Consider the following 23128-nt stretch of genomic DNA (forward strand, 5'->3'; position numbering starts at 1 on the left):
CAATAAACCAACAGGGAGTGAAACCATGAAGCGCTTCGTTTCGGCCTGTCTGGCGTCCGCCATCGCTCTCGCCGCCGGCAGTGCCCTTGCCGCCGACAAGGAGATTGCTGTGGTGGTGAAGACGGTGAACTCCACCTTCTGGCAGAATGTGCAGAAGGGTGCCGCCACCGCCCAGAAGGAGGCGGACGGCTACACCATGACCTTCCAGGGTCCGGCGGCGGAATCGGCCATCGCCGATCAGGTCAACATGGTGGAGAATGCGGTGAACCGGAAGGTCGCCGGCATCGTGCTGGCTCCCTCCGACCCCGACGCGCTGGTCCCGGTGCTGAAGAAGGCGTGGGAGGCCAAGATCCCGGTGGTGCTGATCGACTCCCCCGTGTCGGACGCCGGCAAGCAGTATTACCAGGCCATGCTGTCCACCGACAACGTCAAGGCCGGCGAACTGTGCGCCAAGGCGCTGATCGACAAGGTCGGCACCAGCGGCAAGATCGCCGTCATGTCCTATGTCGCCGGTGCGGGATCGGAGATCGGCCGGGTCGGCGGCTTCACCAAATACATCAAGGACCATTCCAAGCTGGAGATCGTCGGCCCCTTCTATTCCCAGTCGCAGATGGCGACCGCGTTGAACCAGACCACCGACGTGCTGGCCGCCAACCCCGACCTGAAGGGCATCTTCGGCGCCAACGAGCCGACCGCCATCGGCATGGGCCGCGCGCTGGCCCAGAGCGGCAAGGCCGGCCACATCGCCGCGGTTGGCTTCGACGGCAACCAGGACCTCCAGGGCTTCGTCAAGGACGGCACGCTGGAGGCCATCGCCGTCCAGGGCTCCTACCAGATGGGCTATCTGGGGGTGCAGACGGCGGTCAAGCTGACCAAGCGCGAGAAGGTCGAAAAGGCGCTGGATACCGGCGTTGTGCTGGTGACCAAGGCCAATCTGGCGACGCCGGAGGCGCAGAACGTTCTGTACTGAGCGGTTGCACAGCTTTTTCTCCCCAGCCCTTTTTCCTGGCCCCTTCTCCTGGCCTTGGGCGTGCGCGGCGCCCGGTCCCTAGCCGCGCACGCCATTTTCTTCGCAATCCAGTTTCCGCAGTTGAGGCGTCCCGCATGAACCTCACCGACCCCTTGGCCGACCGCCGCCCCCTGCCACGCTCCGGCCTGTCGCTCCCGGTGATCGGTCTGGGCTGCGCGCAGCTGGGCGGGCTCTACCGACCGACCGATCCGGCTGAGGCCGACCGCCTCGTCGCCGCGGCCTGGGAGGCCGGCATCCGCTATTTCGACACCGCCCCCTATTACGGCTATGGCCGGTCGGAGCGGCGGCTGGGTGCGGCGCTGTGCGACCGGCCGCGCGACGGGTTCGTGCTGTCGACCAAGGTCGGCCGGCTGATCCGCCCGAATGCCGGCGGCGCACGGACATCGGGCGTCGATGCCGGCGGCTGGGCCGATCCCCTGCCCTTCCACCCGGTCTATGATTACTCGCGCGACGGCATCCTGCGCTCGGTGGAGGATTCGCTTCAGCGCCTCGGCCTCGCCCGCATCGACATCCTCTATGTCCACGACATCGGCCGGGTCACCCATGGCGAGGCCCATGCCCATCACTGGGACGCGCTGACCCGCGGCGGCGGCTTCCGCGCGCTGGAGGAGTTGCGGCGCGACGGTGCGGTGTCGGCCATCGGCCTCGGCGTCAACGAATGGGAGGTGGCGCTGGACGCGATGGACGAGGTCGATCTCGACTGCACCATGCTGGCCGGCCGCTACACCCTGCTGGAACAGACCAGCCTGTCGCCCTTCCTGGAACGCTGCCTTGCCGCCGGCACGCGGATCGTCGCTGCCGGTGTGTTCAATTCCGGCATCCTCGCCGGCAACGGCAAGTTCAACTACGCCGACGCCCCGCCGGAAACCGTCGCGCGGGTGGAGGCGCTCGCCGCAACCTGCCGCGAGTTCGCTGTCGAGCTTCCCGCCGCCGCCTTGCAATTCCCGCTCGCCCATCCGGCGGTGGCCTCCTGCGTCACCGGGGTGCGCAACGCCGGCCAGCTGGCGACCAACCTCGCCTGGGCGCAGGCGCCGATCCCCGAAGCCTTCTGGCAGACGTTGAAGTCACGCGGCCTGCTGGACGAGGCGGCACCAATACCGGCGGAGGCCTGACCCCATGCGCATCGACGCCCACCAGCATTTCTGGCTCATGGCCGCCCGCCGGGGCGAATGGCCGCCGCCGGAGCTTGGTCCCATCCACCGCGATTTCCTGCCGCCCGACCTGCTGCCTCTGCTGCTGGAGAGCGGCATCGACGGCACCGTCCTGGTGCAGACCTTGTCCAGCGAGGCGGACACCGCCTTCATGCTCGACCTCGCAGCAAAGCACAGCTTCATCCGCGGCGTGGTCGGCTGGACCGACCTGAAGGCGCCGGACGCCCCGCAGCGGGTTCAGGCGCTGGCATCCCACCCCAAGCTGAAAGGGCTGCGGCCGATGGTGCAGGCCGAAGCCGCCGACTGGCTGGACGATCCGGCTATCGATCCGGCCGCCGCCGCGATGGCCGACTGGGGGCTGAGCTTCGACGCGCTGGTCCTGCCGCCTCACCTGCCGTCGCTGCTGCGCTTCGCCCGTCGGCATCCGTCGCTGCCCATCGTCATCGATCATGCCGCCAAGCCGGACATCGCCGGCGGCGGCACTCCGGGTTGGGCGGAGGACATGGCCGCCCTCGGAGGCCTGCCCAATGTCCGGTGCAAGCTGTCCGGCCTGCTGACCGAAGCGGGCGAGCGCACCGGGATCGACGACATCCGCCCCTATGTCGAGCGCCTGATCGCCCTGTTCGGCACCGAACGGCTGCTCTGGGGCAGCGACTGGCCGGTCCTGCGGCTGGCCGGCGACTATCCCGGCTGGCTGGAGATGTGCCGCCGGCTGGTCCCCGCAGCGGCGCATGACGCGGTGTTCGGCGGCAATGCCGCAACCTTCTACCGGCTGGGCTGATCCCACGTCCGCCGTCCCATTCCATCCTCAAGGACCATGACCGATGCCGTCTTCCGTTCCCGAACTTCTCCTGCTGAACCCGTCGGACAGCGTCGCGGTCGCCACCCGTGAGATCCCGGCGGGCAGCCCCGTCTCCGTCGGCGGCTTCGTCGGCACCGCCGCCGCCACCATCCCCAGCGGTCACAAGATCGCCATCCGCGCCGTGGCGCCGGGCGAGCCGGTGGTCAAGTACGGACAGGTGATCGGCACCGCGACCCAGCCGATCGAACCCGGCCAGCATGTCCACGTCCACAATCTCGGCATGGGCGAAGCCCGGCTGGACCACGGCTCCACCCGCATCGTCGAGGCCGACCGCGGCGCGGAGGAGGCGACCTTCCTCGGCATCCGCCGTCCGTCCGGGCAAATCGCCACCCGCAACTACATCGGCGTCATCGCCAGCGTGAACTGCTCCGCCACCGTCTGCAAACGCATCGCCGACGCCTTCAACGGCAACGCGCTGGCCGATTACCCGAATGTCGACGGGGTGGTCGCCATCGTCCATGGCAGCGGCTGTGGCATGAACGGCACGGGCGAGGGCATGGCGATCCTGCGCCGCACCCTGCGCGGCTATGCCGACCATGCCAATTTCGCCGGGCTCCTGCTGATCGGGCTGGGCTGCGAGATGAACCAGATCGCACCCTTGGCCCAGACGCTGGCGCCGCGTCCGGACGGGCTGATCGCCACCCTGACCATCCAGGAGGAAGGCGGCACCCGCGAGACCATCGAGCGCGGCGTCGCCCTGGTCCGCGCCATGCTGCCCATCGCCAACGACGTCCGGCGCGAGCCGGTGCCGGCGAGCCACCTGACGGTCGGGCTGCAATGCGGCGGCTCGGACGGCTATTCCGGCATCACCGCCAACCCGGTGCTGGGCGCCGCGGTCGACCTGCTGGTCGCCCATGGCGGCACCGCCATCCTGTCCGAAACGCCGGAAATCTATGGCGCCGAGCATCTGCTCACCGCCCGCGCCGCCTCCCCGGCCGTTGCCGACAAGCTGATGGACCGCATCCGCTGGTGGGAGGACTACACCAGCCTGCACAAGGGCGACATGAACAACAACCCGTCGCCCGGCAACAAGGCCGGCGGCATCACCACCATCCTGGAGAAGTCGCTGGGCGCGGTCGCCAAGGGCGGCGGCACCCGCCTGAACGCGGTGGTCGATTATGCCGAGCCGGTGACCGACCACGGCCTCGTCTTCATGGACACGCCCGGCTACGACCCGGTGTCGGCGACCGGACAAGTGGCGGGCGGCGCCAACCTGATCGCCTTCACCACCGGCCGCGGCTCGACCTACGGCTGCAAGCCGACGCCGTCGCTGAAGATCGCCACCAACAGCACGCTCTATGCCCGCATGGGCGACGACATGGACTTCAACGGCGGCGCGGTGCTGGACGGCGGCACCAGCGTGGCGAAGGCGGGTGCCGCCCTGTTCCGCCTGATGCTCGATACCGCGTCGGGCCACCGCACCCGCAGCGAGGAGAACGGCATCGGCGACAACGAGTTCGTGCCCTGGCAGATCGGCGCCGTCATGTGACGACGCCGAAGCAGGGGGGGGGGCGCTCACCCCCTCAGCGCCCCCCGCCGGACCAGCGAGCGCATCAGTTCGGCGATGCCGACGCTCCAGGGCTCGCAAGCGTCGCTCGGCCGCATGCGGTTGACCAGCGCGCCCAGCTTGGGCGCGGCGATGGTGACGATGTCGCCCTCCTTGTGGGTGAAGCCGCCGCCGGGGTTGTCGCGGTCCTGGGTCGGCGCGAACATGGTGCCGAGGAACAGGGCGAAGCCGTCGGGATACTGATGGACCGGGCCGACGGTCTGGGCGACGAGATCCTCCGGATCGCGGCTGATCCGCGAGATGGAGGACAGGCCGGCCAGCTGGAAGCCCTCCGGCCCCTCGACCGTCAGGGCGACATCGGTGCTCCGGACGTCGTCCAGCGTGAAGGTCCTGTCGAAGAAGCGGATGAAGGGACCAATGGCGCAGGACGCGTTGTTGTCCTTCGCCTTCGACAGCAGCAGGGCCGACCGGCCTTCGAAATCGCGCAGGTTCACATCGTTGCCCAGCGTCGCCCCGGTGATGCGGCCATCGGGGGCGACGATCAGCACCACCTCCGGCTCCGGGTTGTTCCAGGTCGATTTCGGGTGCAGCCCGGCGTCCATCAGCGTGCCGACCGACGACAGCACGGGGGCCTTGGTGAAGACCTCGGCGTCCGGGCCGATGCCGACCTCCAGATACTGGCTCCAGGCGCCCTGGGCGATCAGCACCTCCTTAAGGCTCATCGCCGCCTCGGAGCCGGGCTTCAGCGCCGCCAGATCGTCGCCGACCAGCCGCTGCACCTCGGCGCGGATCGCCTCGGCGGCGTCGGGGTTGCCGCGGGCGCGTTCCTCGATCACCCGTTCCAGCATCGACACCGCGAAGGTGACGCCGGCCGCCTTCAACACTTGCAAGTCGGTCGGCGCCAGCAGCCAGGGAGCGGTCGCGTCTCGACCGTCCGGCGGCGTGTTGGCGAGAATGTCGGCCAGCGCGCCGATGCGCTCCCCCGCCGCCGCGGCGAGGTCCGCCGCCGGATCGGGCCGGGCGGCCAGTTCGCTCATGGTCGGGAAGGTCGCGGTCACGTCGTACACGCCATCGGCGCGCACGGCCACCACCGACGGGCCGATGCCCGGCCGCCAGACCCGCCCGGCCAGGGTGCCGGCATAGCCGTCGTTGGGAAGGGTGCGGGTCACATCCACGGGGAACTGGATCATGTCGGAGTCCGAATCTTGAAATTGGGTCGGGTTACGGCACGTCGCCGGCGATGACGCCCTTGCGCAGCAGGAAACAGCCATAGGGCCGCGGATCGCCGACCTGCACGACGGCGAAGGCGCGGCGGGCGGCGTCGTAGAAGGCGAACCGCTCGATCCCCTGCAAGGGCAACGGGCGGCCCTCGGCGCGGTCGATCTCCGCCTGCACCTCGCCCTGGACGGCGGGAAGTGCGGCGGGGTCGCCCACCACCTCCATCCGGCGCACCGGGTCGGGCACGAAGCCGTCGAGCGGAAAGACGCTGAGGATGCCGCGGGCGGCGCGCGCCATCGTCACCCCCGGCAGCACGATCAGCCGGCCCGAGGTTGTGGCGCGGGCGATGGTCTCCGCCGGATGGTTGGCGTCGACCAGCGCCAGATCGTCGCCATGCCCCATGGCGGCCAGCACCCACAGCAGGTCGGGGGACAGAAGCGGGTCGAGTCCTTTCAGCATGGCTCTTATCCTTGTTGGTTCAGGCCGGCACCGGCACGTCCGCCGCCAGCAGCCCTTCGCCCTTCAGATCGGACCACAGCGCAGCCGGCACAACCGCCGCCATGGCGGCGAGGTTGCGGTTCACCTCCCCGGCCGTCACCGCTCCCAGCACCACCGACGACACCGCCGGATGCCCCAGGGCAAAATGCAGCGCCGCGGTGGCGAGCGGCACGCCATGGGCGTTGCAGACCGCCTCGATCCGCCCCACCCGCTCCAGCACATGGGCCGGCGCCGGGCCGTAATTGTACTTGGCGCCGGGAACGGCACCGCTGGCGAGGATGCCGGAATTGAAGACGCCGCCCAGCATCACGCCGATGCCCTTGGCCTGGGCCAGCGGCAGAAACTCTTCCAACGCCGGCTGCTCCAGCAGCGAATAGCGCCCGGCCAGCAGCATGGCGTCGAAATCGCCGGCCTTGGCGAAACGGACGCACATCTCCGCCTCGTTGACGCCGACGCCGATGGCCTTGACCGTGCCGTCGGCGCGCAGCCGGTCGAGCGCGCGATAGGCGCCGTCCATCGCCTCGGCGAAGCGGGCCTCGATGCGGTCGGCGCCATGGGTCCAGACATCGACGTCATGGATCAGCAGCACGTCGATGCGGTCGGTGCCCAGCCGCAGCAGCGACTGTTCCACCGACCGCAGCGTGCCGTCATAGGAATAGTCGATGACCGCCCGATGCGGAAAGCCGCCGGCATAGCCCGAGCCGTCCCCTCGCCCCCGCGCCGGGTCCATCCAGCGCCCGACCTTGGTGCACAGCACGACACCGTCGCGCCCGGCCCGACGCAGGGCGGCACCGCAACGCGCCTCCGCCAAGCCATGGCCGTAGAGCGGCGAGGTGTCGAGCAGCGTGACGCCGGCCGACAGCGCGGCGACCGCGGCGCCGACGGCGGTGGCCTCGTCGAGATGGCCGTACAGGTCGCCCAGCGGCGCGGCGCCGAAGCCGATCTCCGAGACGGCGATGCCGGTGCGGCCCAAGCTTCTCGTTGGCAGCGTCATCACAGGCGCAGCCCGGTGTCGGGGTTGAACAGATGGGCCAGCGCCGGATCGGGCGCGATCCGCACCACCTCGCCGGGCTTGGCGCCGGTCCGCTCGCGCAGCACCCAGGTCAGTTCGCGCTTGCGGTCCTCGCGGCCTGCCCCCACTTGGCCCACTTTGCTACCGAGTGGGCGAAGGACCATCTGGGTTTCCGAGCCGGTCGGCTCGACCACCACCACCTCGGCGGCCATCCCTTCGTCGGCAAGGCGGAAATGCTCCGGACGCACGCCATACACGGCGGGCCGTCCGTCGGAGGCCGCCGGCACGCGCCCGCCCAGCGGCAGGCGGTCGCCGCCCTCGGTGGTGAAGCCGTCGCCACCGATGCTGCCGGGGATGAAGTTCATCGCCGGCGAGCCGATGAAGCCGGCGACGAACATGTTGGCCGGATTGTCGTAGAGGTCGAGCGGTGCGCCGATCTGCTCGATGATGCCGTCATGCATCACCACGATCTTGTCGGCCATGGTCATGGCTTCGATCTGGTCGTGGGTGACGTAGACGGTGGTGGTCTTCAGCCGCTGGTGCATCTCCTTGATCTCGGTGCGCATCTGCACGCGCAGCTTGGCGTCGAGGTTGGACAGCGGCTCGTCGAACAGGAAGACCTTGGGGTCGCGGACGATGGCGCGCCCCATCGCCACGCGCTGGCGCTGGCCGCCGGAGAGCTGGCGCGGGAAGCGGCCCAGCAGCGGGCCGAGGCCGAGGATGCCGGCCGCCCGCTCCACCTTGGCCGTGATCTCGCTCTTGGCGGTGTTCTTCAGCCGCAGCGCGAAGCTCATGTTGTCGGCGATGGTCATGTGCGGGTAGAGCGCGTAGTTCTGGAACACCATCGCGATGTCGCGGTCCTTCGGCGGCACGTCGTTGACGACGCGGTCGTCGATGGCGACGGTGCCGCCGCTGATCTCCTCCAGCCCGGCGATCATGCGCAGCAGGGTGGATTTGCCGCAGCCCGACGGGCCGACCAGGATGACGAACTCGCCGTCCTGGATGTCGATGGACACGCCCTTGATGATCTCGACCGCGCCGTAGGATTTGCGGACGTTCCTGATGCTGACGGAGGCCATGGGGTCGTCTCTTTCTTGGGATGGATCAGCCGCCCTTGACGGCGCCGGCGGTCAGGCCCGCCACGATCTGGCGCTGGGCGGCCACGGTCAGGATCAGCACCGGCAGCGTCACCACCAGGGCTGCGGCGGCCAGCGGCCCCCAGCTCACCTGTTCGAAGGACAGCATGTTGTAGACGGCGACCGGCAGGGTCCGCGTCTCGCGGCTGGCCAGCACGATGCCGAAGACGAAGTTGTTCCAGGAGAAGATCACCGACAGGATGAAGGCGACGACGATGCCGGGCTTGGCGATCGGCAGCGCCACCTTGGCGAAGATCTGCCAGCGCGTCGCGCCGTCGACCATCGCCGCCTCCTCCAGCTCCATCGGCGTCGTCTCGAAATAGCCGATCATGATCCAGATCACGATGGGCACGGTGACGACCAGATGGATGATGATCTGCGGCCACAGCGTGCCGAGCAGCCCCAGCCACTGGAACAGCAGGAACAGCGGGATCAGGAAGGACAGGCCGGGCGTCATGCGGGCGATCATGATGACCACCGCCGACTTGTGCGCCCGCATCCGGGCGATGCCGTAGCCGGCCGGCACGCCCACCACCAGCGCGAACAGGGTGGCGGCGCCGGTGACGATCAGGCTGTTCCAGAAATAGAGCAGGAAGCTGTTGCCCTCGAAGATCGTCGTGTAGTTCTTCCAGGCGAAGCGGTCCGGGATCAGGATCGGCGGATAGGCGCCATTGTCGATCTCGAACTTCAGCGACAGCGACAGCATCCAGAGGAAGAACAGCAGCGCCGGCGACACCAGCAGCAGGACGCAGACGGCCATTCCGGCCTTGTCCAGAAGCTTCCTCAGCGGCCGGCTCATTGCCCGTCTCCCGTATTCCAGGCGCTGCGCTGGCGCAGGTACAGCAGGATCAGCGACAGCAGGATGATCAGCACGAAGAACACCACCGCGATGGCCGAGCCGTAGCCGATGTCGTAATAGGTGAAGGCGACGCTGTAGAGATACAGGTTGATCGTCTCCGACGCCGTGCCCGGTCCGCCCTGGGTGATGGTGTAGAGGATGTCGAAGCTCTTCAGCGCGTCGATGCTGCGGATGATGACCGCGACCATCAGGAAGGGCTTGATCATCGGCAGGGTCAGGTAGCGGAAGCGCTGCCAGGCGGTGGCGCCGTCGATCTGCGCGCTCTCGTACGGCTCGGTCGGCAGCGACGCCAGCCCGCCCAGCACGATCAGCATCACCAGCGGCGTCCACTGCCAGGTCTCCACCAGCACCAGCGACAGGATCACCGTGCTGGGGTGGTAGACCCATTGCAGCGGCCCGATGCCGATCTGCGACAGCAGGTAGTTCAGCACGCCGAGCTGCGGGTGGAACATCATCGTCCACACCAGCGCGATGGCGACCGGGGTCGCCATCATCGGCATGACGAAGATGCCGCGCAGCAGGCCTCTCGCCGGCAGCTTGGTGTTGAAGGCCAGCGCCGCCGCGGTGCCGAGCACCAGCGGGGCCAGGACCGACAGCGCGGTATAGACCAGCGTGTGGACCATCGCCTCGAGGAAGCGCACGTCGGTGAACAGCCGGGCATAGTTCTGCAAACCGACGAAACGCTGCTCCTCGCCGATGCGCCATTCCATGGCGCTCATCCACAGGGTGAAGACCCAGGGAAAGACGATGACCCCGATGACGACGATCAGCGCCGGCACCACGAAGGGCCAGTAGGAGGGCCGGAGCCGCTTCGTCCTGCCGACGGAAGCGGCGCCGACCACGCGGTCAGACGAGGTCAGGATGCTCACGTCTTCTCGCTGCGTTCGAGGATCGGCTTGAAGTCGGCGGTGGCGCGCTTCAGCTCGGCCGCCGGATCGCTGCCGGAAATCATGTTGGTCAGCGCCCCGCCCAGGACGTCGCGGAACTCGGTGACCGGGATGATCACCGGCAGGGCGAGGCGGCTGATCTTCGCCGATTCGACCACGGCATCGACCCAGGCCGCCGGCATCTTGACGCCCTTGCGCACCTCGGCGTCCGCCAGGACCGAGTTGCGGAACGGCACGCCGGCCCCGGCCTGCAACAGGCGGGCGCCCATCAGCTTGCCGGTCGCCCACTGGCAGTAGAGATAGGCGGCCTCCTTGTTCTTCGACGCCGCGGTGACGCCGATGCCGTCGCCGGTGGTGGCCGCGGCATGCGCCTTCGGTCCCTTCGGCATCAGGCCGTAGCCGACCTTGCCGACGACGCGCGACTTCTCCGGATCCTCGAGCGGCGGGGCGAAGCCGACGCCGTCGAACCACATGCCGACACGACCCTGGAGGAAGGCCGACTGGCATTCCGCCCAGTTGAAGCCGGTGACGCCCGGCGGCGCCGACTTGGTCATCAGCGTCTGGTAGAGCTTGGCCGCCTCGATGGCTTCCGGCGTGTCGGTCAGCAGGTTGCGGTTGGCATCGACGCTGTACTGGTCGTAACCGAGCAGCAGGCTCGTCCACACCGGGGTGTTGGCGTTCTTCATGCCGCGGGCGACGAAGCCGTAGGTCTGGCTCGACGGGTCGGTCAGCGCGGCGGCGGCGGCCACCATCTCGTCGAAGGTCTTGGGGAAGGACAGGTTCTTCTTCGCGAACAGGTCCTTGTTCCAATAGACGATCCAGTAATCGACCGAGAAGGGCAAGGCGCCGATCCCGCCTTCGGGATTGCGGGCGAAGGTCACCCCGGCTTCGGAGAAATCGTCGAGCAAGCCGGCGTCGGTCAGCGCCGGGTCCTTGATGAAGGGCGTCAGGTCGGCCAGCCACTTGCCTTTCTCGAACTGGCGCTTCTGGACATGGTAGCTGATGTGCACGACGTCGAAGCTCGGCCGGCCGGAGGTCAGCTCGATCACCGCCTTCTGGCGCTGCTGCTGCTCCGGGGTCTGTTCCGACACCACGGTGATGCCGGTCAGCTCCTCGAATTCCTTCTGGTACTTGGTCAGGGTGTCGCCGCGCGGGCTCTTGATCAGGTTCACCTCGATCTTGGTGCCGGCATATTTGCGCCAGTTGACCCCGCTGGAACCGACCCCGCTGGTCTGGGCGAAGGCGGGAAGCCCCGGAAGACCGAGAGCACCGCTCAAACCCAGCGCACCGGCCGCGGCGCCCGACGCCAGAAGCCGGCGGCGCGACAAAGACATTCCGTTCGACATCGACATGCACTCCTCCCCGTTATCGCCCGGGCCTTTATGCCCGGCCTTGTCCTGACCGGCGAACACTGTGAGCGACACGGATCCGCGCCGCCACCGATTTGATTGCTTGGTCAACGTATAAATCCAGCGCAGCCCCCTTGCAAACGAAAAACATCCTAGTAACATGTTAGTCGTAACGCGGTGGCCGTTCGGCCTGCCGTTCAGCCGCCCATGGGAGAAATGCAAAGTGAATCAATCCACTGGCCGCTTCGGCCTGTCCTGCGCGCTGACCACGCCCTACCATGAGGACGGCAGCGTGGATCTGGCCCGCCTGACCCGGCATGTCGCCTGGTGCCTCGCCAGCGGCTGCGACTCGGTCACCCTGTTCGGCACCACGGGAGAGGGTCCGCTGCTCGGCCATGTGGCGCGCGAGCAGATGATCGGCGCGCTGAAGGGCGCCGGCATCGATTTCCGCAGCCATGTGGTCGGCGGCGTCATCGCCGCGTCGCTGCACGACGCGCTGGCCCAGGCCAACCAGCTGCTCGATGCCGACGCGCGGGCGCTGCTGGTCGCCCCGCCCTTCTACTTCAAGGGCGTGTCGGACGACGGGCTGTTCGCGTGGTTCTCCAGCTTCATCGCCAAGCTGGGTGACCGGGCGCGCGACATCATCCTGTACCACATCCCGTCGGTCACCGCGGTTCCGCTGTCGATCGCGCTGATCGGCCGGCTGAAGGCCGCCTTCCCCCAGGCGATCACCGGAGTCAAGGATTCGGCCGGCGACTGGGGCTATAGCCAGCAGCTTCTCGCCGCCCACCGCGACGATCTCGCCGTGCTGATCGGCGACGAGCGGGTGCTGGCCCAGGCCGTGCGCGACGGCGGCCAGGGCGCCATTTCCGGCATGGCCAATCTGGTGCCGGGACGGCTGCGGACGGTGGTCCATCAGGGTCGCGACGATGCGGCCCTGGTCGAGCTGGTGGACGCCGTGCTGCGCTACCCGGTCACCCCGGCGGTGAAGGCGCTGGTGTCGCACGCCACCGGCGACAGCGCATGGTTGACGGTGAGGGCGCCTTTGCTGCCTATGTCGGTGGCGGACACTGCGACTCTCGGCCATCTCTTCGACCGGGTGTTCGCGGATAGGGCCGCCTGAAGGGACAGCACACGGATGACGACCTCCGCCAACAGCGACCGGGCCAAGCGAGACCGGGACACGGTCAACCTGCGCAGCCGGGCTTACGAAAGCTTCACGCAACGGCTGCTGGCGGACGAGATCCGCCCCGGGCAGTTCATCTCGCAGCGCGAGTTGGTCGAGCTGACCGAACTGCCGCTGGGGGCGATCCGCGAACTGATCCCGCGGCTGGAAGCCGAGGGGCTGGTGAAGACCGTGCCGCAGCGGGGGATGCAGGTCGCCCATGTCGACCTCAACCTCATCCGCGACGCCTTCCAGTTCCGCTTGTTCCTGGAACGGGAAGCGGTGGCGGTCTTCGCCCGTGAGGCGCCGGAGGCGACAATCCGCGCGCTGCTGGACGATCACGAGCGCATCGTCGCCGCCTGCGCCGAAGCGGAAGCCGACACCGGCGCGGGCGGCGGCATCCAGCCCGCCCTGTTGCAGGAGGCGCAGGACATCGACTGGGCGCTGCACCTGACGATCATCGACGCGCTGGGCAACGCCATCATTTCCGACGCCTACCGGGTCAACCAGATCAAGATCCGGTTGATCAAGCAGTCGAAGACCAAGCTGAACACCGCCGTGCTGGTGCCGACGATGCGCGAGCATCTCGCCATCATCCATGCCATCCAGGCCCGCGACCCGGAGCGGGCCAAGGATGCCATCGGCACCCACATCCTCAGCGCCCGCGACCGTGCCATCGGTCTGCGCTAAGACCGTACCGGTTACAGGATGCCGCCGGCCGGCTGCGTCAGGCGGCGCAATGCCTCCACCGCCGCCGCGGGCGTGGTCAGCACCGGGACCGACAGCAGGGGCTGAAGCCTCGGCTGCGCCCGCGCCATCGAGAACTGGCCGAGAATGACGACATCGCAGCCGCGCAACTGCTCCGCGGTCCCCGCGACACGCTCGTCATGCCCCTCGCCGTCACCGCTCTTGAGCGCCGCCAGCGCGCCGTCGGCAACCGCGACGGTGACCTCGATCCGGCGGCCGGCAGCGGCGGCCATCGCCAGCAGCTCGGTGCGCAGGGACAAGGCGGACGGGCCGAAGCTGACGACGATGCCGATCCGGTCGCCGACCGCCATCGCCGCCTCGAAAGCGGACTCGTTCGGCCGCAGCACCGGGATCGTCAGGCGCTGCTTGACCGCGTCGATGGCCGGGGCAAAGGCCGAACAGGTGAACAGGATGCCCGCCGTGCGCCCGCCCGCGCCCACCGTGCCGGCGGCATAATCGGCCAGCGTCCGGAACCGCCCCATCATCCCCTCGTCGAGCCGGCCGGCCTCCGCCAGATCGACGGCCAGCGAGGTGTCGAGCAGGTCAAAAATCCGCGCTTCCGGCCAATGCGCGCGGAAGGCGGCCCGTGCCGGTGCCACCGATTCCTCAAGCGCGTGAATGAGCGCGATGCGCGGCCCCGGCATGGCGGCACCCGTTTCGGCGGTCATGCATCCTCTCCCTGCTTTGTGGTCTGTCGGGCGGCCAAGGCCAGCATCAGCCCGCGGTCCCGTTCGGCCTCCAGCGCGGCGATGGAGCGGCCGGCGGCTTCGTCTGCGATTCCATCGACCAGCAGTCGGCGAACCTCCGGCGTCAGGCTCGGGCTGCCGAGCGTTGCCCAGCGCCGTTCCTGGCTCGGTCCGAGATGGTCGAGGTAATGGGCGATGCCGCCGGGGCCGCCGCCCAGATGATAGGCCATGTGGGCGCCGATCACCGACCAGCGCAGTCCCGGACCATGGACCAGCGCCGCATCGACGTCGGCGACATCGGCAATGCCCTCCGCCACGATGTTGACCGCCTCGCGCCACAAGGCGGACGCCAGCCGGTTGGCGATGTGGCCGACCGCATCCTTCTTCAGCGCCACCGTCTCGCGGCCGAGGCCGCGATAGAAAGCCTCGGCTCGCGCCAGAACCTGCGGGTCGGCGGCGAACAGCTCGACCAGCGGCATCAGGTGCGGCGGATTGAAGGGGTGGGCGGTGATGAGGCGCTCGCGCCGCACCACGCCCGCCGCCAGATCGCTCCAGGTCAGCGAGGAGGTGCTGCTGGCGATCACCGCATCCGGCCTTGCCGCCGCCTCCACCTCGGCATAGAGGCTGTGCTTGACCGCGGTCTTTTCCGGCGCGTTCTCCTGAATCCAGCCGGCATCGCCGACGGCCGCCGCAACCGACTGCGCAACGGACAGCCGGCCGGGTCGGGCGGTGCCGGTCCCCAGCGCCTGCAACTGGCCGAGCAGCCGCTCCACGCGCTGCGGCAAGGCGGCCAGCACGGCACTGTCGGGGTCCCAGGCGACCACGTCCAGCCCGTGGGCAAGGAACAGGGCCGACCAGCTTTCGCCGATCAACCCGCAGCCAAGCACGGCAACGGGCGAGGTGGACGGCGGAGGTGGCGGCATTGCGGGAGCACTCCTGCACAAAAGAATCGAAAAGACGGCCGGGCACGGGCGTGCATGGCAGGGACAGCTTGACCTTCATCCGTGACCGGGTCAATATGATGCATCATACACCGAAGCAAGATGGCCGGGTGACGGGCAGACGATGAGCGGGTTCGACCTCAGCCTTCTTGAACACGACAATCTCGGCAGCACGATTTACCAGAAATTGTGCGAGGCGCTGATGCGGGGCGTGTTCAAGCCGAACGACCGGCTCAAGATCCGCGATCTGGCCGAACGGCTGGGGACCAGCGTCACCCCGGTGCGCGACGCCATCCTGCGGCTGGTGCAGGACCAGGCGCTGGTGCTGCGTTCGCCGCGCGACATCCGCGTCCCGATGCTGACCCGCGCCGCCTATCTGGAAATCCGGGACATCCGCGTCAATCTGGAGGGGCTGGCCGCCGCCCGCGCCGCCGAGCGGGCCACACCGGCCCAGATCGAGCAGCTGGAAGCCCTGCTGACGCACAACGAGGAGGCGATGGCCGCCGGCAACACCGCGCTGGCGACCGAACTCAACCAGATCTTCCACTTCAGGCTGGCCGAAATCGCCGACATGCCGGTGCTGGGCGACATCCTGCGGCGGCTCTGGCTCCAGATGGGACCGCTGATCGCCGACGTCTATGGCGGAGCCGGCCGCACGATGATCGACCATCACTACCCGCTGATGGACGCCATCCGCCGCCATGACGGCCCGGCCGCCGCCCGCGCCATCCAGGACGACATCCAGCTGGCCAGCGGCCCGATCCTGGAGCGGATCGACGCTGAACATCTCGAGATCCAACCGGTAACCCTGGCTTCCTGACCCCTTTCACCGGTGCCCGAAGCCGGGTCTTGCATGACGATGATGCATCAAACATTGACGTTTCGAATGACGAGGAGAGTGCGGCCATGACACAGCGTGATGTACTGACCACCGTCGCGCCGCCGATCTCCGGGGACGAGGCCGGCGCCATGATGCTGCGGCATTTCGGGCTGACCGGCGGCGTCCGTGAACTGAGCAGCGAGCGCGACCGCAACTTCCACATCACCACGCCCGATGGGCAGGGCTATGTGCTGAAGTTCACCAACCCGGCCGAACCGCAGCCGGTCACCGCCTTCCAGACCGGCGCCATGCAGCATGTGGCATCCCGCGACCCGGCCCTGCCGGTGCCGCGCGTCGTGCCGAGCCGGGAGGGCGAGGCGCAGACGACGGTCCTGATCGACGGCCATCCGATGATCCTGCGTCTGCTGACCTATCTCGACGGCACGCCGCTCCATGCGGCACCGGCCTCACCGGAACTGATGCGGGCGCTGGGAACGACGCTGGCCCGGCTCGACCTCGCGCTGGCCGACTACGAGCATCCGGGCTCGCAGCGCGACCTGCTGTGGGACATCACGCGCACCGCCAGCGTCGCCGACAAGCTGCATTATCTGGCCGACGGCCCGCGCCGCCGGATGGTGGAGCGCTTCATCGCCCGTTTCGCCGACCGGGTTGCCCCGCGCCTGCCCGCCCTGCGCCATCAGGTGATCCACAACGACCTCAACCCGCACAATGCGGTGGTCGATCCGGTCGGGCATCAGGCGGTCACCGGCATCATCGATTTCGGCGACGCGCTGAAGGCGCCGCTGATCAACGATCTGGCGACGGCCCTCGCCTACCACGTCACCAGCGGCGAGACGCCCTTTGGCTCCATCGTCGAGATGACCCGCGCCTACAACGCCGTGCTGCCGCTGACGGCGGATGAGACGGATTTGCTGCCCGACCTGATCGCGGCGCGCCTTGCCCTGACCATCTCGATCACCGGCTGGCGGGCGGCCGAATATCCCGAGAACGCCGCCTACATCCTGCGGAATGCCGAACGTGCCTTTGCCGGGCTGGAAAAGCTGACCGGCGACGAGGCCGCCACCGCACGCACTCTGCTCCACCTCGCCTGCCAGGAAGTGTGACCCGCCATGACCATGATCAACGCCTACGCCCCCGACGCCGCCGGTTCCCTGCCGGAGCGCGAGCGCGCCCTGATCGCCCGCCGCGAAAAGCTGCTCGGCCCGGCCTACCGCCTGTTCTACGCCGATCCGATCCATGTCGTGCGCGGCGAGGGCTCCTCCCTCTATGACGCCGACGGCAACCGCTATCTCGACGCCTACAACAACGTCGCCTCGGTCGGCCATTCGCGGCCCGAGGTGGTGGAGGCGATGGCGAAGCAGGCGGCGGTGCTGAACACCCACACGCGCTACCTCACCGACGGCATCCTCGATTTCGCCGAAGCCTTCCTGGCGGAATTCCCGGCGGACCTGTCGCACCTGATGCTGACCTGCACCGGCAGCGAGGCGAACGATCTGGCGCTGCGCGTCGCCCGCGTCCACACCGGCGGCACCGGCGTCGTCATCGCCCACAACGCCTATCACGGCGTCACCTCGGCGCTGGCGGAGATGTCGCCCTCGCTGGGCGCCGCGGTGAAGCTGGGCGACCATGTCCGCGTCGTGCCGTCGCCCGACAGCTACCGCATTCCGGCTTCGGAGGTCGGCGCCGCCTTCGCCCGGTCCGTCGAGGAGGCCATCGCCGACCTGCGCGAGAAGGGCATCGCCCCGGCGGCGCTGCTGGTCGACACCATCTTCTCCAGCAGCGGCGTCTTCACCGATCCGGCCGGCTTCCTGGCCCCGGCGGTCGAGGTCATGCGCAAGGCCGGCGGCATCTTCGTCGCCGACGAGGTGCAGCCCGGCTTCGGCCGGCTCGGCACCCACATGTGGGGCTTCGCGCGCCACGGGCTGGTGCCCGACATCGTGACGGTCGGCAAGCCGATGGGCAACGGCCATCCGGTGGCCGGCGCCATCTTCCGTCCGGAGGTGATCGAGGCGTTCGGCCGCAGCCAGCGCTATTTCAACACCTTCGGCGGCAACCCGGTGTCCTGCGCCGTGGCGCACGCGGTGCTGCGCGTCATCAAGACGGAGCACCTGCAGGAGAACGCCCTGACCGTCGGCACCCAGATGATCGACGGCATCCGCGCGCTCGCCGCCAAGCATGACCTGATCGGCGACGTGCGCGGCAGCGGCCTGTTCATCGGCGTGGAGATGGTGCGCGACCGCAAGGCGAAGACCCCGGCACCGGAGGAAACCGCCCGCGTGGTCAACGACATGCGCCGCCGCCGGGTGCTGATCAGCGCCACCGGCCAGGAAGGGCACATCCTGAAGATCCGCCCGCCGCTGGTCTTCTCGGCCGACGACGCCAGCCTGTTCCTAAGCACGCTCGACGAGGTGCTGGCGGCGCTGTGACGGACGCGGCCGGAACGCCACCGTTCCGGCCGCACCCCATGGCCGCTCGACCCAGACGGCGACCGGCAACGAGATGAACACCTACACCGACGACGTGCCGGCCGTCGTTGCCGGGCGGTTGCCGGGCTGGGCGGCCTGTTCCGATCTGTGCCCGATCGGACGGGGCCAATCAGACCGGAATGGGGTTCTCGGCGATGTAGCTGTTGAAGCCCATGACCAGCGCATGCTCGTTCGGGCCGGCATTGTCGCGCATTTGGCGGGCGCTCTCGACGATGGCCTCCTCGGCGTCGGTGTCCAGGGCCGCCATCGTCTGTTCGATGAAGGCGTCCAGCGGCATGGCACGCGGATCGTCGCCCTTCTTGATCAGGTCGGTGTTGACCCAGGGCGGCGCGATTTCCTGCACGGTGACGCTGCTGTTGCGCAGCATGAAGCGCTGGGACAGCGTGTAGCTGTGCAGCGCCGCCTTGGTGGCGGAATAGACCGCGGTGCTGGCCAGCGGCGTGTAGGCGAGCACGGACGTGTTGTTGACGATCACCGAGCGCGGCTGCGCCTTCAGATGCTCGATCAGCGCCGAGGTCATGCGGATGGGCCCGAGCAGGTTGGTGGCGATGATCGACTGCGCCTGCGCATCGTCGATGGCGCCGGAGGCATCGTCGAACGGCATGATGCCGGCGTTGTTGATCAGGACGTTCAGCGTCGGATTCTCGGCAACCAGCCGCTCGGCCGCGGCCTGGATGCTGACCGGGTCGGCGATGTCCAGTTCGATGCCCGTCATGCCGGGGTTGGCGGCGGTCACCTCGTCCAGCAGGGCCTTGCGCCGGCCGGCGATGATGACCTGGTTGCCCAGCTTGTGGAACGCCTCGGCCAGACCGCGGCCGATGCCGGAGGTCGAGCCCGTGATGAAGATGGTGTTTCCGGTGAGTTGCATGGCCTGATGTCCGTCCTTGTTTGAAAATGGGCAAGTGAAGGCGTTCGGGGAATGGAAATATCCCCCGGAGAAGCTCTGTGCTGGATGATGTGAAAAGCTGTCGCACCCGCAGTGCCGGCGGAGCCATATCTAGCTATTAATGGCCCCGACAGAGATCGAAGCCACGACCGCCGCCTACTCCAGTGCCGAAGCGCGGCCGGCTTCGACGGCGCGGCGGACCATTTGCGGTGGCTGGCCGTAGGCACGCAGGAAGGCGCGGCGCATGCGCTCGCGGTCGGCGAATCCGGTCTCGCGGGCGATGACATCCATCGGATGGCGCCCTTCCTCCATCATCACGCGCGCCGCCTCCAACCGCAGATGCTCGACCGCCTTGGCCGGGGTCTGGCCGGTTTCCTGGCGGAACAACCGGCTGAACTGGCGCGGGCTAAGATTGGCCGCCTCCGCCAGTTCCTCCACCGACAGCTCGTTCCTCAGATTCTCCTTGGCATGGACCAGCGCCCGCCGGACGCGGTCGGAGCGCGGTTCCAGATCCAGGAGGGCGGAGAATTGCGACTGGCCGCCCGGCCGGCGCAGATAGACCACCAGCTTGCGCGCCACCGCCTTGGCGACCTCCGCTCCGAAATCATCCTCGACCAGCGCCATGGCGAGGTCGATGCCGGCGCTCATCCCGGCGGAGGTCCAGACATTGCCGTCGACGCTGAAGATGCGGTCCTCCTCCACCTTCACAGCGGGATAGAGCCGCTGGAGGTTGCGGGCGTGGCTCCAATGGGTGGTGGCGTGGCGGCCGTCAAGCAGCCCGGCCTCCGCCAGCACATAGGCGCCGGTGCAGATGCCGGCGACCCGGCGCGAGGCGACGGCGGCGTCTCGCAGATAGGCCAGCAGCCCCGGCGTGCTCGGCTTGACCCGCAGCGATCCGATGGTGACGGTCGTGTCGAAGAAATCCTCGCCGAACGCGACGGTGTCGATGGCGAAGCCCAGCGAGTTGCGCACCGGTCCACCCTGCTCCGACAGGACATGGACCCGGTAGGCAGGACGGCCGAGCACGAGATTAGCCATCTCGAACGCCGACAGCGCAGCCATTCCCATCACCTGGAAATCGTCGAACACCACGAACCCGATGGTGAGCATGTTCTTCTCCGGCTCGACCTTAGTCCCGTTCCGCAGCCGGCAGGCCCGATGGCCCGCGGCTGGAACCAGACTATGCGGCGGCCGGCTTGTCTGGAATGTCAAAGATCCGACGATTCCAGACATCATGTTGGCTGGATATGCGCCCTGAGTCCCGTCCAAGCGATGCTCGACTGGAACGAATACCCTCAGAAGGTTCTCACCGATGTCGGCATACGGGGTGCCAGCGCCACGAGCACCGCACAGGCGATGATGGCCGGAAAGGCAGCGGAAGCCATCAGATCAGCAGGAATCAGGTCCGACGCGTTGTTGCCGAGCTGTCCGGCAATCGACAGCAGATGGCTGGCCAGCCAACCGAGAAGACGCTGGTAGCCCGAGGGCAGCATCAGCAGGTCCAGCACCCCACGGACGATGGAGCAGCCGGCGCTTTGCAGCTTGCAGGACAAGGTCGACAGCGTGTCGCCAGCGGCGGCGCAGAGGGAGATGGATCGGCTCATGACCCGCGTCCTTTGATCCGGGGGAGAGGTTGGGATCGGGCCGGACGCGAACGAAATGCCGTGCCGGTCAATGCAAGGACGCTAACCGTTCTCCTATCTGTGATAAATATGCCAAATTGAAGAATACTGTTGCGCACTACGGAACGACAAACACGCCGCTTACCGTTTGACCGCAACCTCCCGGTCAGCACTGTCCCCGAGATCGATGCGTGTCGTCAGGAAATCCAGAAAGGACCGCACCTTCGGCGGCTGAATCCGTCCGCCGGGGAAAACCGCGTGCAGATCGACGTGCGATCCTTTCCAGCCATCGAGCACCCGCTGCACCTGACCGGCCGACCGGTAGGATCGCATGGCGAAGTCGGTGGCGAGCACCAGCCCGCCGCCGGCCAGCAGCGTCGGGACCAGCATCTCCGGATCGTCGGCCGACATCACCGGGTCGATGACCGCATCCACCTCCCCCGGCTGGCCCCCGTCGGTGCGGAACAGCCGCCAGGCGAAGCCCGAGGGACGGCGGGCGGTCATGTTCGCCAGCGTCAGATGGCGGATCAGCGCGTCGGGATGGCCCGGCAGCCCATGAACGGCACAATAGGACGGTGCGGCGTAGACATGGCGGTGGAGGACTCCCAGCTTGCGCGCCGCCATGCTGGAGTCCTGCAAGGTTCCCATCCTGATCGCCAGATCGATGTCCCGCGCCACCAGATCGAGGTTCTCGTGGCTCAGCACCAGATCGATGCGGACATCGGGATAGCGGCTGCGGAAGTCGGGCAGCAGCGGTGCGATGACCTTCATTCCGAAGGATGGCGGGGTGGTGATCCGCAGCCAGCCGCGCGGCGCGTCGCGAAGCTGGGCAACGGCGCTTTCCGCCTGCTCCAGCTCTTCGGCGATCCGGCGGCAGCGGTCGAAATACACCGTCCCCGCCTCCGTCAGCCCGATGCGGCGGGTGGTGCGGTGCAGAAGCTGGATGCCGAGCCGCTGTTCGAGATCGCGCACCTTGCGGCTCAGCGTTGTCTTGGGCAGCCGCAGCCGCCGGGCGGCCTTGGTGAAACTGCCCTCCTCCACGACTTTGACGAAGGCGATGGTGTCGTTCAGGTCCTGCATCCGCCACCCGGCGATTGGATCGGTTTCCGGCACAATGTTGCCCGCGCTTGACGGGTAATCAAGCCCGCCGCCCGGTGCTAACTGGTGGGCATGCGCCGCGGCGGAAAACCTCCACCGCCGCGGCCCCCGACATCCGGACCGTTCCCAAGGACAGGCAGAATGAAACCGCACACGCTCCTGCTGGCCGCCGGCCTGCTGTTCGCAGCCATCCCGACGGGCCATGCCGCCGAAAAGGCCTCCGCCCAAAATGTCACCCAGGCCATTCCCCAACCGGCGGCCCAACCGTCCGAAGCCGGACTCTACCGCTTCACCGTCGGCGACCTGCGCATTACCGCACTCAGCGACGGCACCCTGCCGCTCGGCATCAAGCCGCTGGTGAAGGGACTGCCACCGGACCGGATCGACGCGCTGCTGGCCGAGCGGTTCGAGCGCGACCCGCTGGAAACCTCCATCAACGCTTTCCTGATCGACACCGGCTCACGCGTGCTGCTGGTCGATACCGGCGCCGGCCAGCTGTTCGGACCCTATGGCGGCAGGCTTCCGCTGAGCCTCGCCGCCGCCGGCTATCGGCCCGATCAGGTGACCGACATCCTTCTCACCCACATCCACACCGATCATTCCGGCGGGCTGGCGCTGGACGGGCGGATGGTGTTCGCGAACGCCACCGTCCATGTCGGTCAGCCCGATATCGACTTCTTCCTCAACCGCGACAACATCGCCAAGGGATTGCAGCCCCGCCTCCATGACGAGGCGGTCGCCACGGTCGGCCCCTACCTCAAGGCCGGCAAGGTGAAGCCCTTCACCGAAAAGTCGGAAATCCTGGCGGGAGTCACGGCGATCCCCACCCCCGGCCACACCCCCGGACATGCCTTCTACCGGGTGACGAGCCGGGGCGAGACCATCGAGTTCTGGGGCGACATCATCCATGTCGGGCCGGTGCAGTTCCGGCATCCGGACGCCACCGTTGCCTTCGACATCGACCAGGATGCCGCCCGCGCCCAGCGCCGCGACCGCTTCGCCGAGGAGGCCGACAGCGGCCAGTTGACCGCCGCCGCCCATCTCAGCTTCCCGGGCCTCGGCCGGCTGCGGCGCGACGGCGACGCTTACCGCTGGGTGCCGGTGGAATACCGCAACCGGCAATAAGGCATCGCCCCGGCGGAGCGGA

Annotated in this window: 23 protein-coding genes; 10 read left to right on the plus strand and 13 right to left on the minus strand. The window is 68.2% G+C overall.

What is annotated here, in order from left to right:
* Window positions 1-25 precede the first annotated feature (25 nt).
* From ABNQ39_RS24200 to ABNQ39_RS24215, 4 genes are all read left to right on the plus strand, one after another.
* Complete coding sequence (locus ABNQ39_RS24200; protein WP_098738257.1) at window positions 26-970, plus strand: ABC transporter substrate-binding protein; 945 nt, start codon at window positions 26-28, stop codon at window positions 968-970.
* A gap of 134 nt (window positions 971-1104) precedes the next feature.
* Window positions 1105-2142: an aldo/keto reductase gene (locus ABNQ39_RS24205; protein ID WP_376962818.1), complete on the plus strand. Its 1038-nt coding sequence runs from the start codon at window positions 1105-1107 to the stop codon at window positions 2140-2142.
* 4 nt (window positions 2143-2146) lie between these two features.
* A complete protein-coding gene (locus tag ABNQ39_RS24210) occupies window positions 2147-2962 on the plus strand; it encodes an amidohydrolase family protein (RefSeq protein ID WP_376962820.1) in 816 nt (271 codons plus the stop codon).
* Between the two features lie 43 nt (window positions 2963-3005).
* Window positions 3006-4532 (plus strand): UxaA family hydrolase, encoded by a 1527-nt coding sequence (locus tag ABNQ39_RS24215; protein ID WP_376962822.1) that lies wholly within the window; start codon window positions 3006-3008, stop codon window positions 4530-4532.
* Between the two features lie 26 nt (window positions 4533-4558).
* On the opposite strand, the gene ABNQ39_RS24220 is transcribed toward ABNQ39_RS24215, so the two are convergent.
* The 7 genes from ABNQ39_RS24220 to ABNQ39_RS24250 are packed head-to-tail and all read right to left on the minus strand — an operon-like array spanning window position 4559 to window position 11506.
* Window positions 4559-5740 carry a fumarylacetoacetate hydrolase family protein gene (locus tag ABNQ39_RS24220; protein WP_376962824.1) on the minus strand — a complete coding sequence of 394 codons (1182 nt, stop codon included), beginning with the start codon at window positions 5738-5740 and terminating at the stop codon, window positions 4559-4561.
* A 31-nt stretch (window positions 5741-5771) separates the two neighbouring features.
* A complete protein-coding gene (locus ABNQ39_RS24225; RefSeq protein ID WP_376962826.1) occupies window positions 5772-6227 on the minus strand; it encodes an RbsD/FucU family protein in 456 nt (151 codons plus the stop codon).
* 19 nt (window positions 6228-6246) lie between these two features.
* Window positions 6247-7260, minus strand: a complete 1014-nt coding sequence (locus ABNQ39_RS24230) for an aldo/keto reductase (protein WP_376962828.1) — start codon at window positions 7258-7260, stop codon at window positions 6247-6249.
* Complete coding sequence (locus ABNQ39_RS24235) at window positions 7260-8357, minus strand: ABC transporter ATP-binding protein (protein ID WP_376962830.1); 1098 nt, start codon at window positions 8355-8357, stop codon at window positions 7260-7262. Before ABNQ39_RS24235 ends, ABNQ39_RS24230 begins: the two co-directional genes overlap by 1 nt.
* Window positions 8358-8382: 25 nt before the next feature.
* On the minus strand, window positions 8383-9213 hold the full coding sequence (locus ABNQ39_RS24240) for a carbohydrate ABC transporter permease (RefSeq protein ID WP_376962832.1): 831 nt from the start codon (window positions 9211-9213) through the stop codon (window positions 8383-8385).
* Window positions 9210-10142: a carbohydrate ABC transporter permease gene (locus tag ABNQ39_RS24245; protein WP_376962835.1), complete on the minus strand. Its 933-nt coding sequence runs from the start codon at window positions 10140-10142 to the stop codon at window positions 9210-9212. The genes ABNQ39_RS24240 and ABNQ39_RS24245 overlap by 4 nt, the downstream gene beginning before the upstream one ends.
* Complete coding sequence (locus ABNQ39_RS24250; protein ID WP_376962837.1) at window positions 10139-11506, minus strand: ABC transporter substrate-binding protein; 1368 nt, start codon at window positions 11504-11506, stop codon at window positions 10139-10141. The genes ABNQ39_RS24245 and ABNQ39_RS24250 overlap by 4 nt, the downstream gene beginning before the upstream one ends.
* A gap of 226 nt (window positions 11507-11732) precedes the next feature.
* On the opposite strand from ABNQ39_RS24250, the gene ABNQ39_RS24255 reads away from it, so the two are divergent.
* Together ABNQ39_RS24255 and ABNQ39_RS24260 are read left to right on the plus strand one after the other, a co-directional pair.
* Window positions 11733-12632 (plus strand): dihydrodipicolinate synthase family protein, encoded by a 900-nt coding sequence (locus tag ABNQ39_RS24255; protein WP_376962839.1) that lies wholly within the window; start codon window positions 11733-11735, stop codon window positions 12630-12632.
* A gap of 15 nt (window positions 12633-12647) precedes the next feature.
* Window positions 12648-13364, plus strand: coding sequence for a GntR family transcriptional regulator (locus ABNQ39_RS24260; RefSeq protein WP_376962841.1), 717 nt, complete (start codon window positions 12648-12650; stop codon window positions 13362-13364).
* An 11-nt stretch (window positions 13365-13375) separates the two neighbouring features.
* Here the strand turns inward: ABNQ39_RS24260 and ABNQ39_RS24265 are convergent, their stop codons facing one another.
* Window positions 13376-14089, minus strand: a complete 714-nt coding sequence (locus tag ABNQ39_RS24265; RefSeq protein WP_376962843.1) for an aspartate/glutamate racemase family protein — start codon at window positions 14087-14089, stop codon at window positions 13376-13378.
* Window positions 14086-15030, minus strand: coding sequence for a 3-hydroxyacyl-CoA dehydrogenase NAD-binding domain-containing protein (locus tag ABNQ39_RS24270; protein ID WP_376962845.1), 945 nt, complete (start codon window positions 15028-15030; stop codon window positions 14086-14088). Before ABNQ39_RS24270 ends, ABNQ39_RS24265 begins: the two co-directional genes overlap by 4 nt.
* Before the next feature lie 142 nt (window positions 15031-15172).
* Here ABNQ39_RS24270 and ABNQ39_RS24275 point away from each other — a divergent pair, with 142 nt between their 5' ends.
* From ABNQ39_RS24275 to ABNQ39_RS24285, 3 genes are all read left to right on the plus strand, one after another.
* Complete coding sequence (locus tag ABNQ39_RS24275) at window positions 15173-15868, plus strand: GntR family transcriptional regulator (RefSeq protein WP_376962847.1); 696 nt, start codon at window positions 15173-15175, stop codon at window positions 15866-15868.
* Between the two features lie 86 nt (window positions 15869-15954).
* A complete protein-coding gene (locus ABNQ39_RS24280; RefSeq protein ID WP_376962849.1) occupies window positions 15955-16992 on the plus strand; it encodes a phosphotransferase in 1038 nt (345 codons plus the stop codon).
* 6 nt (window positions 16993-16998) lie between these two features.
* Window positions 16999-18315 (plus strand): aspartate aminotransferase family protein, encoded by a 1317-nt coding sequence (locus ABNQ39_RS24285; protein ID WP_376962851.1) that lies wholly within the window; start codon window positions 16999-17001, stop codon window positions 18313-18315.
* A gap of 169 nt (window positions 18316-18484) precedes the next feature.
* Here ABNQ39_RS24285 and ABNQ39_RS24290 read toward each other — a convergent pair whose 3' ends face one another.
* The 4 genes from ABNQ39_RS24290 to ABNQ39_RS24305 all read right to left on the minus strand — a co-directional run bounded on the left by ABNQ39_RS24290 (window position 18485) and on the right by ABNQ39_RS24305 (window position 21963).
* The gene (locus ABNQ39_RS24290) at window positions 18485-19243 is read right to left on the minus strand and encodes an SDR family oxidoreductase (protein WP_376962853.1); all 759 of its coding nucleotides are present in this window, start codon (window positions 19241-19243) and stop codon (window positions 18485-18487) included.
* 174 nt (window positions 19244-19417) lie between these two features.
* Entirely contained in the window at window positions 19418-20371 is a 954-nt protein-coding gene (locus ABNQ39_RS24295; RefSeq protein ID WP_376962855.1) for a GlxA family transcriptional regulator, read from the minus strand.
* 185 nt (window positions 20372-20556) lie between these two features.
* Window positions 20557-20865, minus strand: a complete 309-nt coding sequence (locus ABNQ39_RS24300) for a hypothetical protein (RefSeq protein ID WP_376962857.1) — start codon at window positions 20863-20865, stop codon at window positions 20557-20559.
* A 159-nt stretch (window positions 20866-21024) separates the two neighbouring features.
* The gene (locus ABNQ39_RS24305; RefSeq protein ID WP_376962859.1) at window positions 21025-21963 is read right to left on the minus strand and encodes a LysR family transcriptional regulator; all 939 of its coding nucleotides are present in this window, start codon (window positions 21961-21963) and stop codon (window positions 21025-21027) included.
* Window positions 21964-22122: 159 nt separating this feature from the next.
* Between ABNQ39_RS24305 and ABNQ39_RS24310 the strand changes: the two genes are divergently transcribed.
* Window positions 22123-23106, plus strand: a complete 984-nt coding sequence (locus ABNQ39_RS24310) for an MBL fold metallo-hydrolase (protein WP_376962861.1) — start codon at window positions 22123-22125, stop codon at window positions 23104-23106.
* Window positions 23107-23128: the final 22 nt, after the last annotated feature.

It is taken from the genome of Azospirillum sp. A26 (assembly GCF_042604635.1).
GTDB classification, from domain to species: Bacteria; Pseudomonadota; Alphaproteobacteria; order Azospirillales; family Azospirillaceae; genus Azospirillum; species Azospirillum palustre.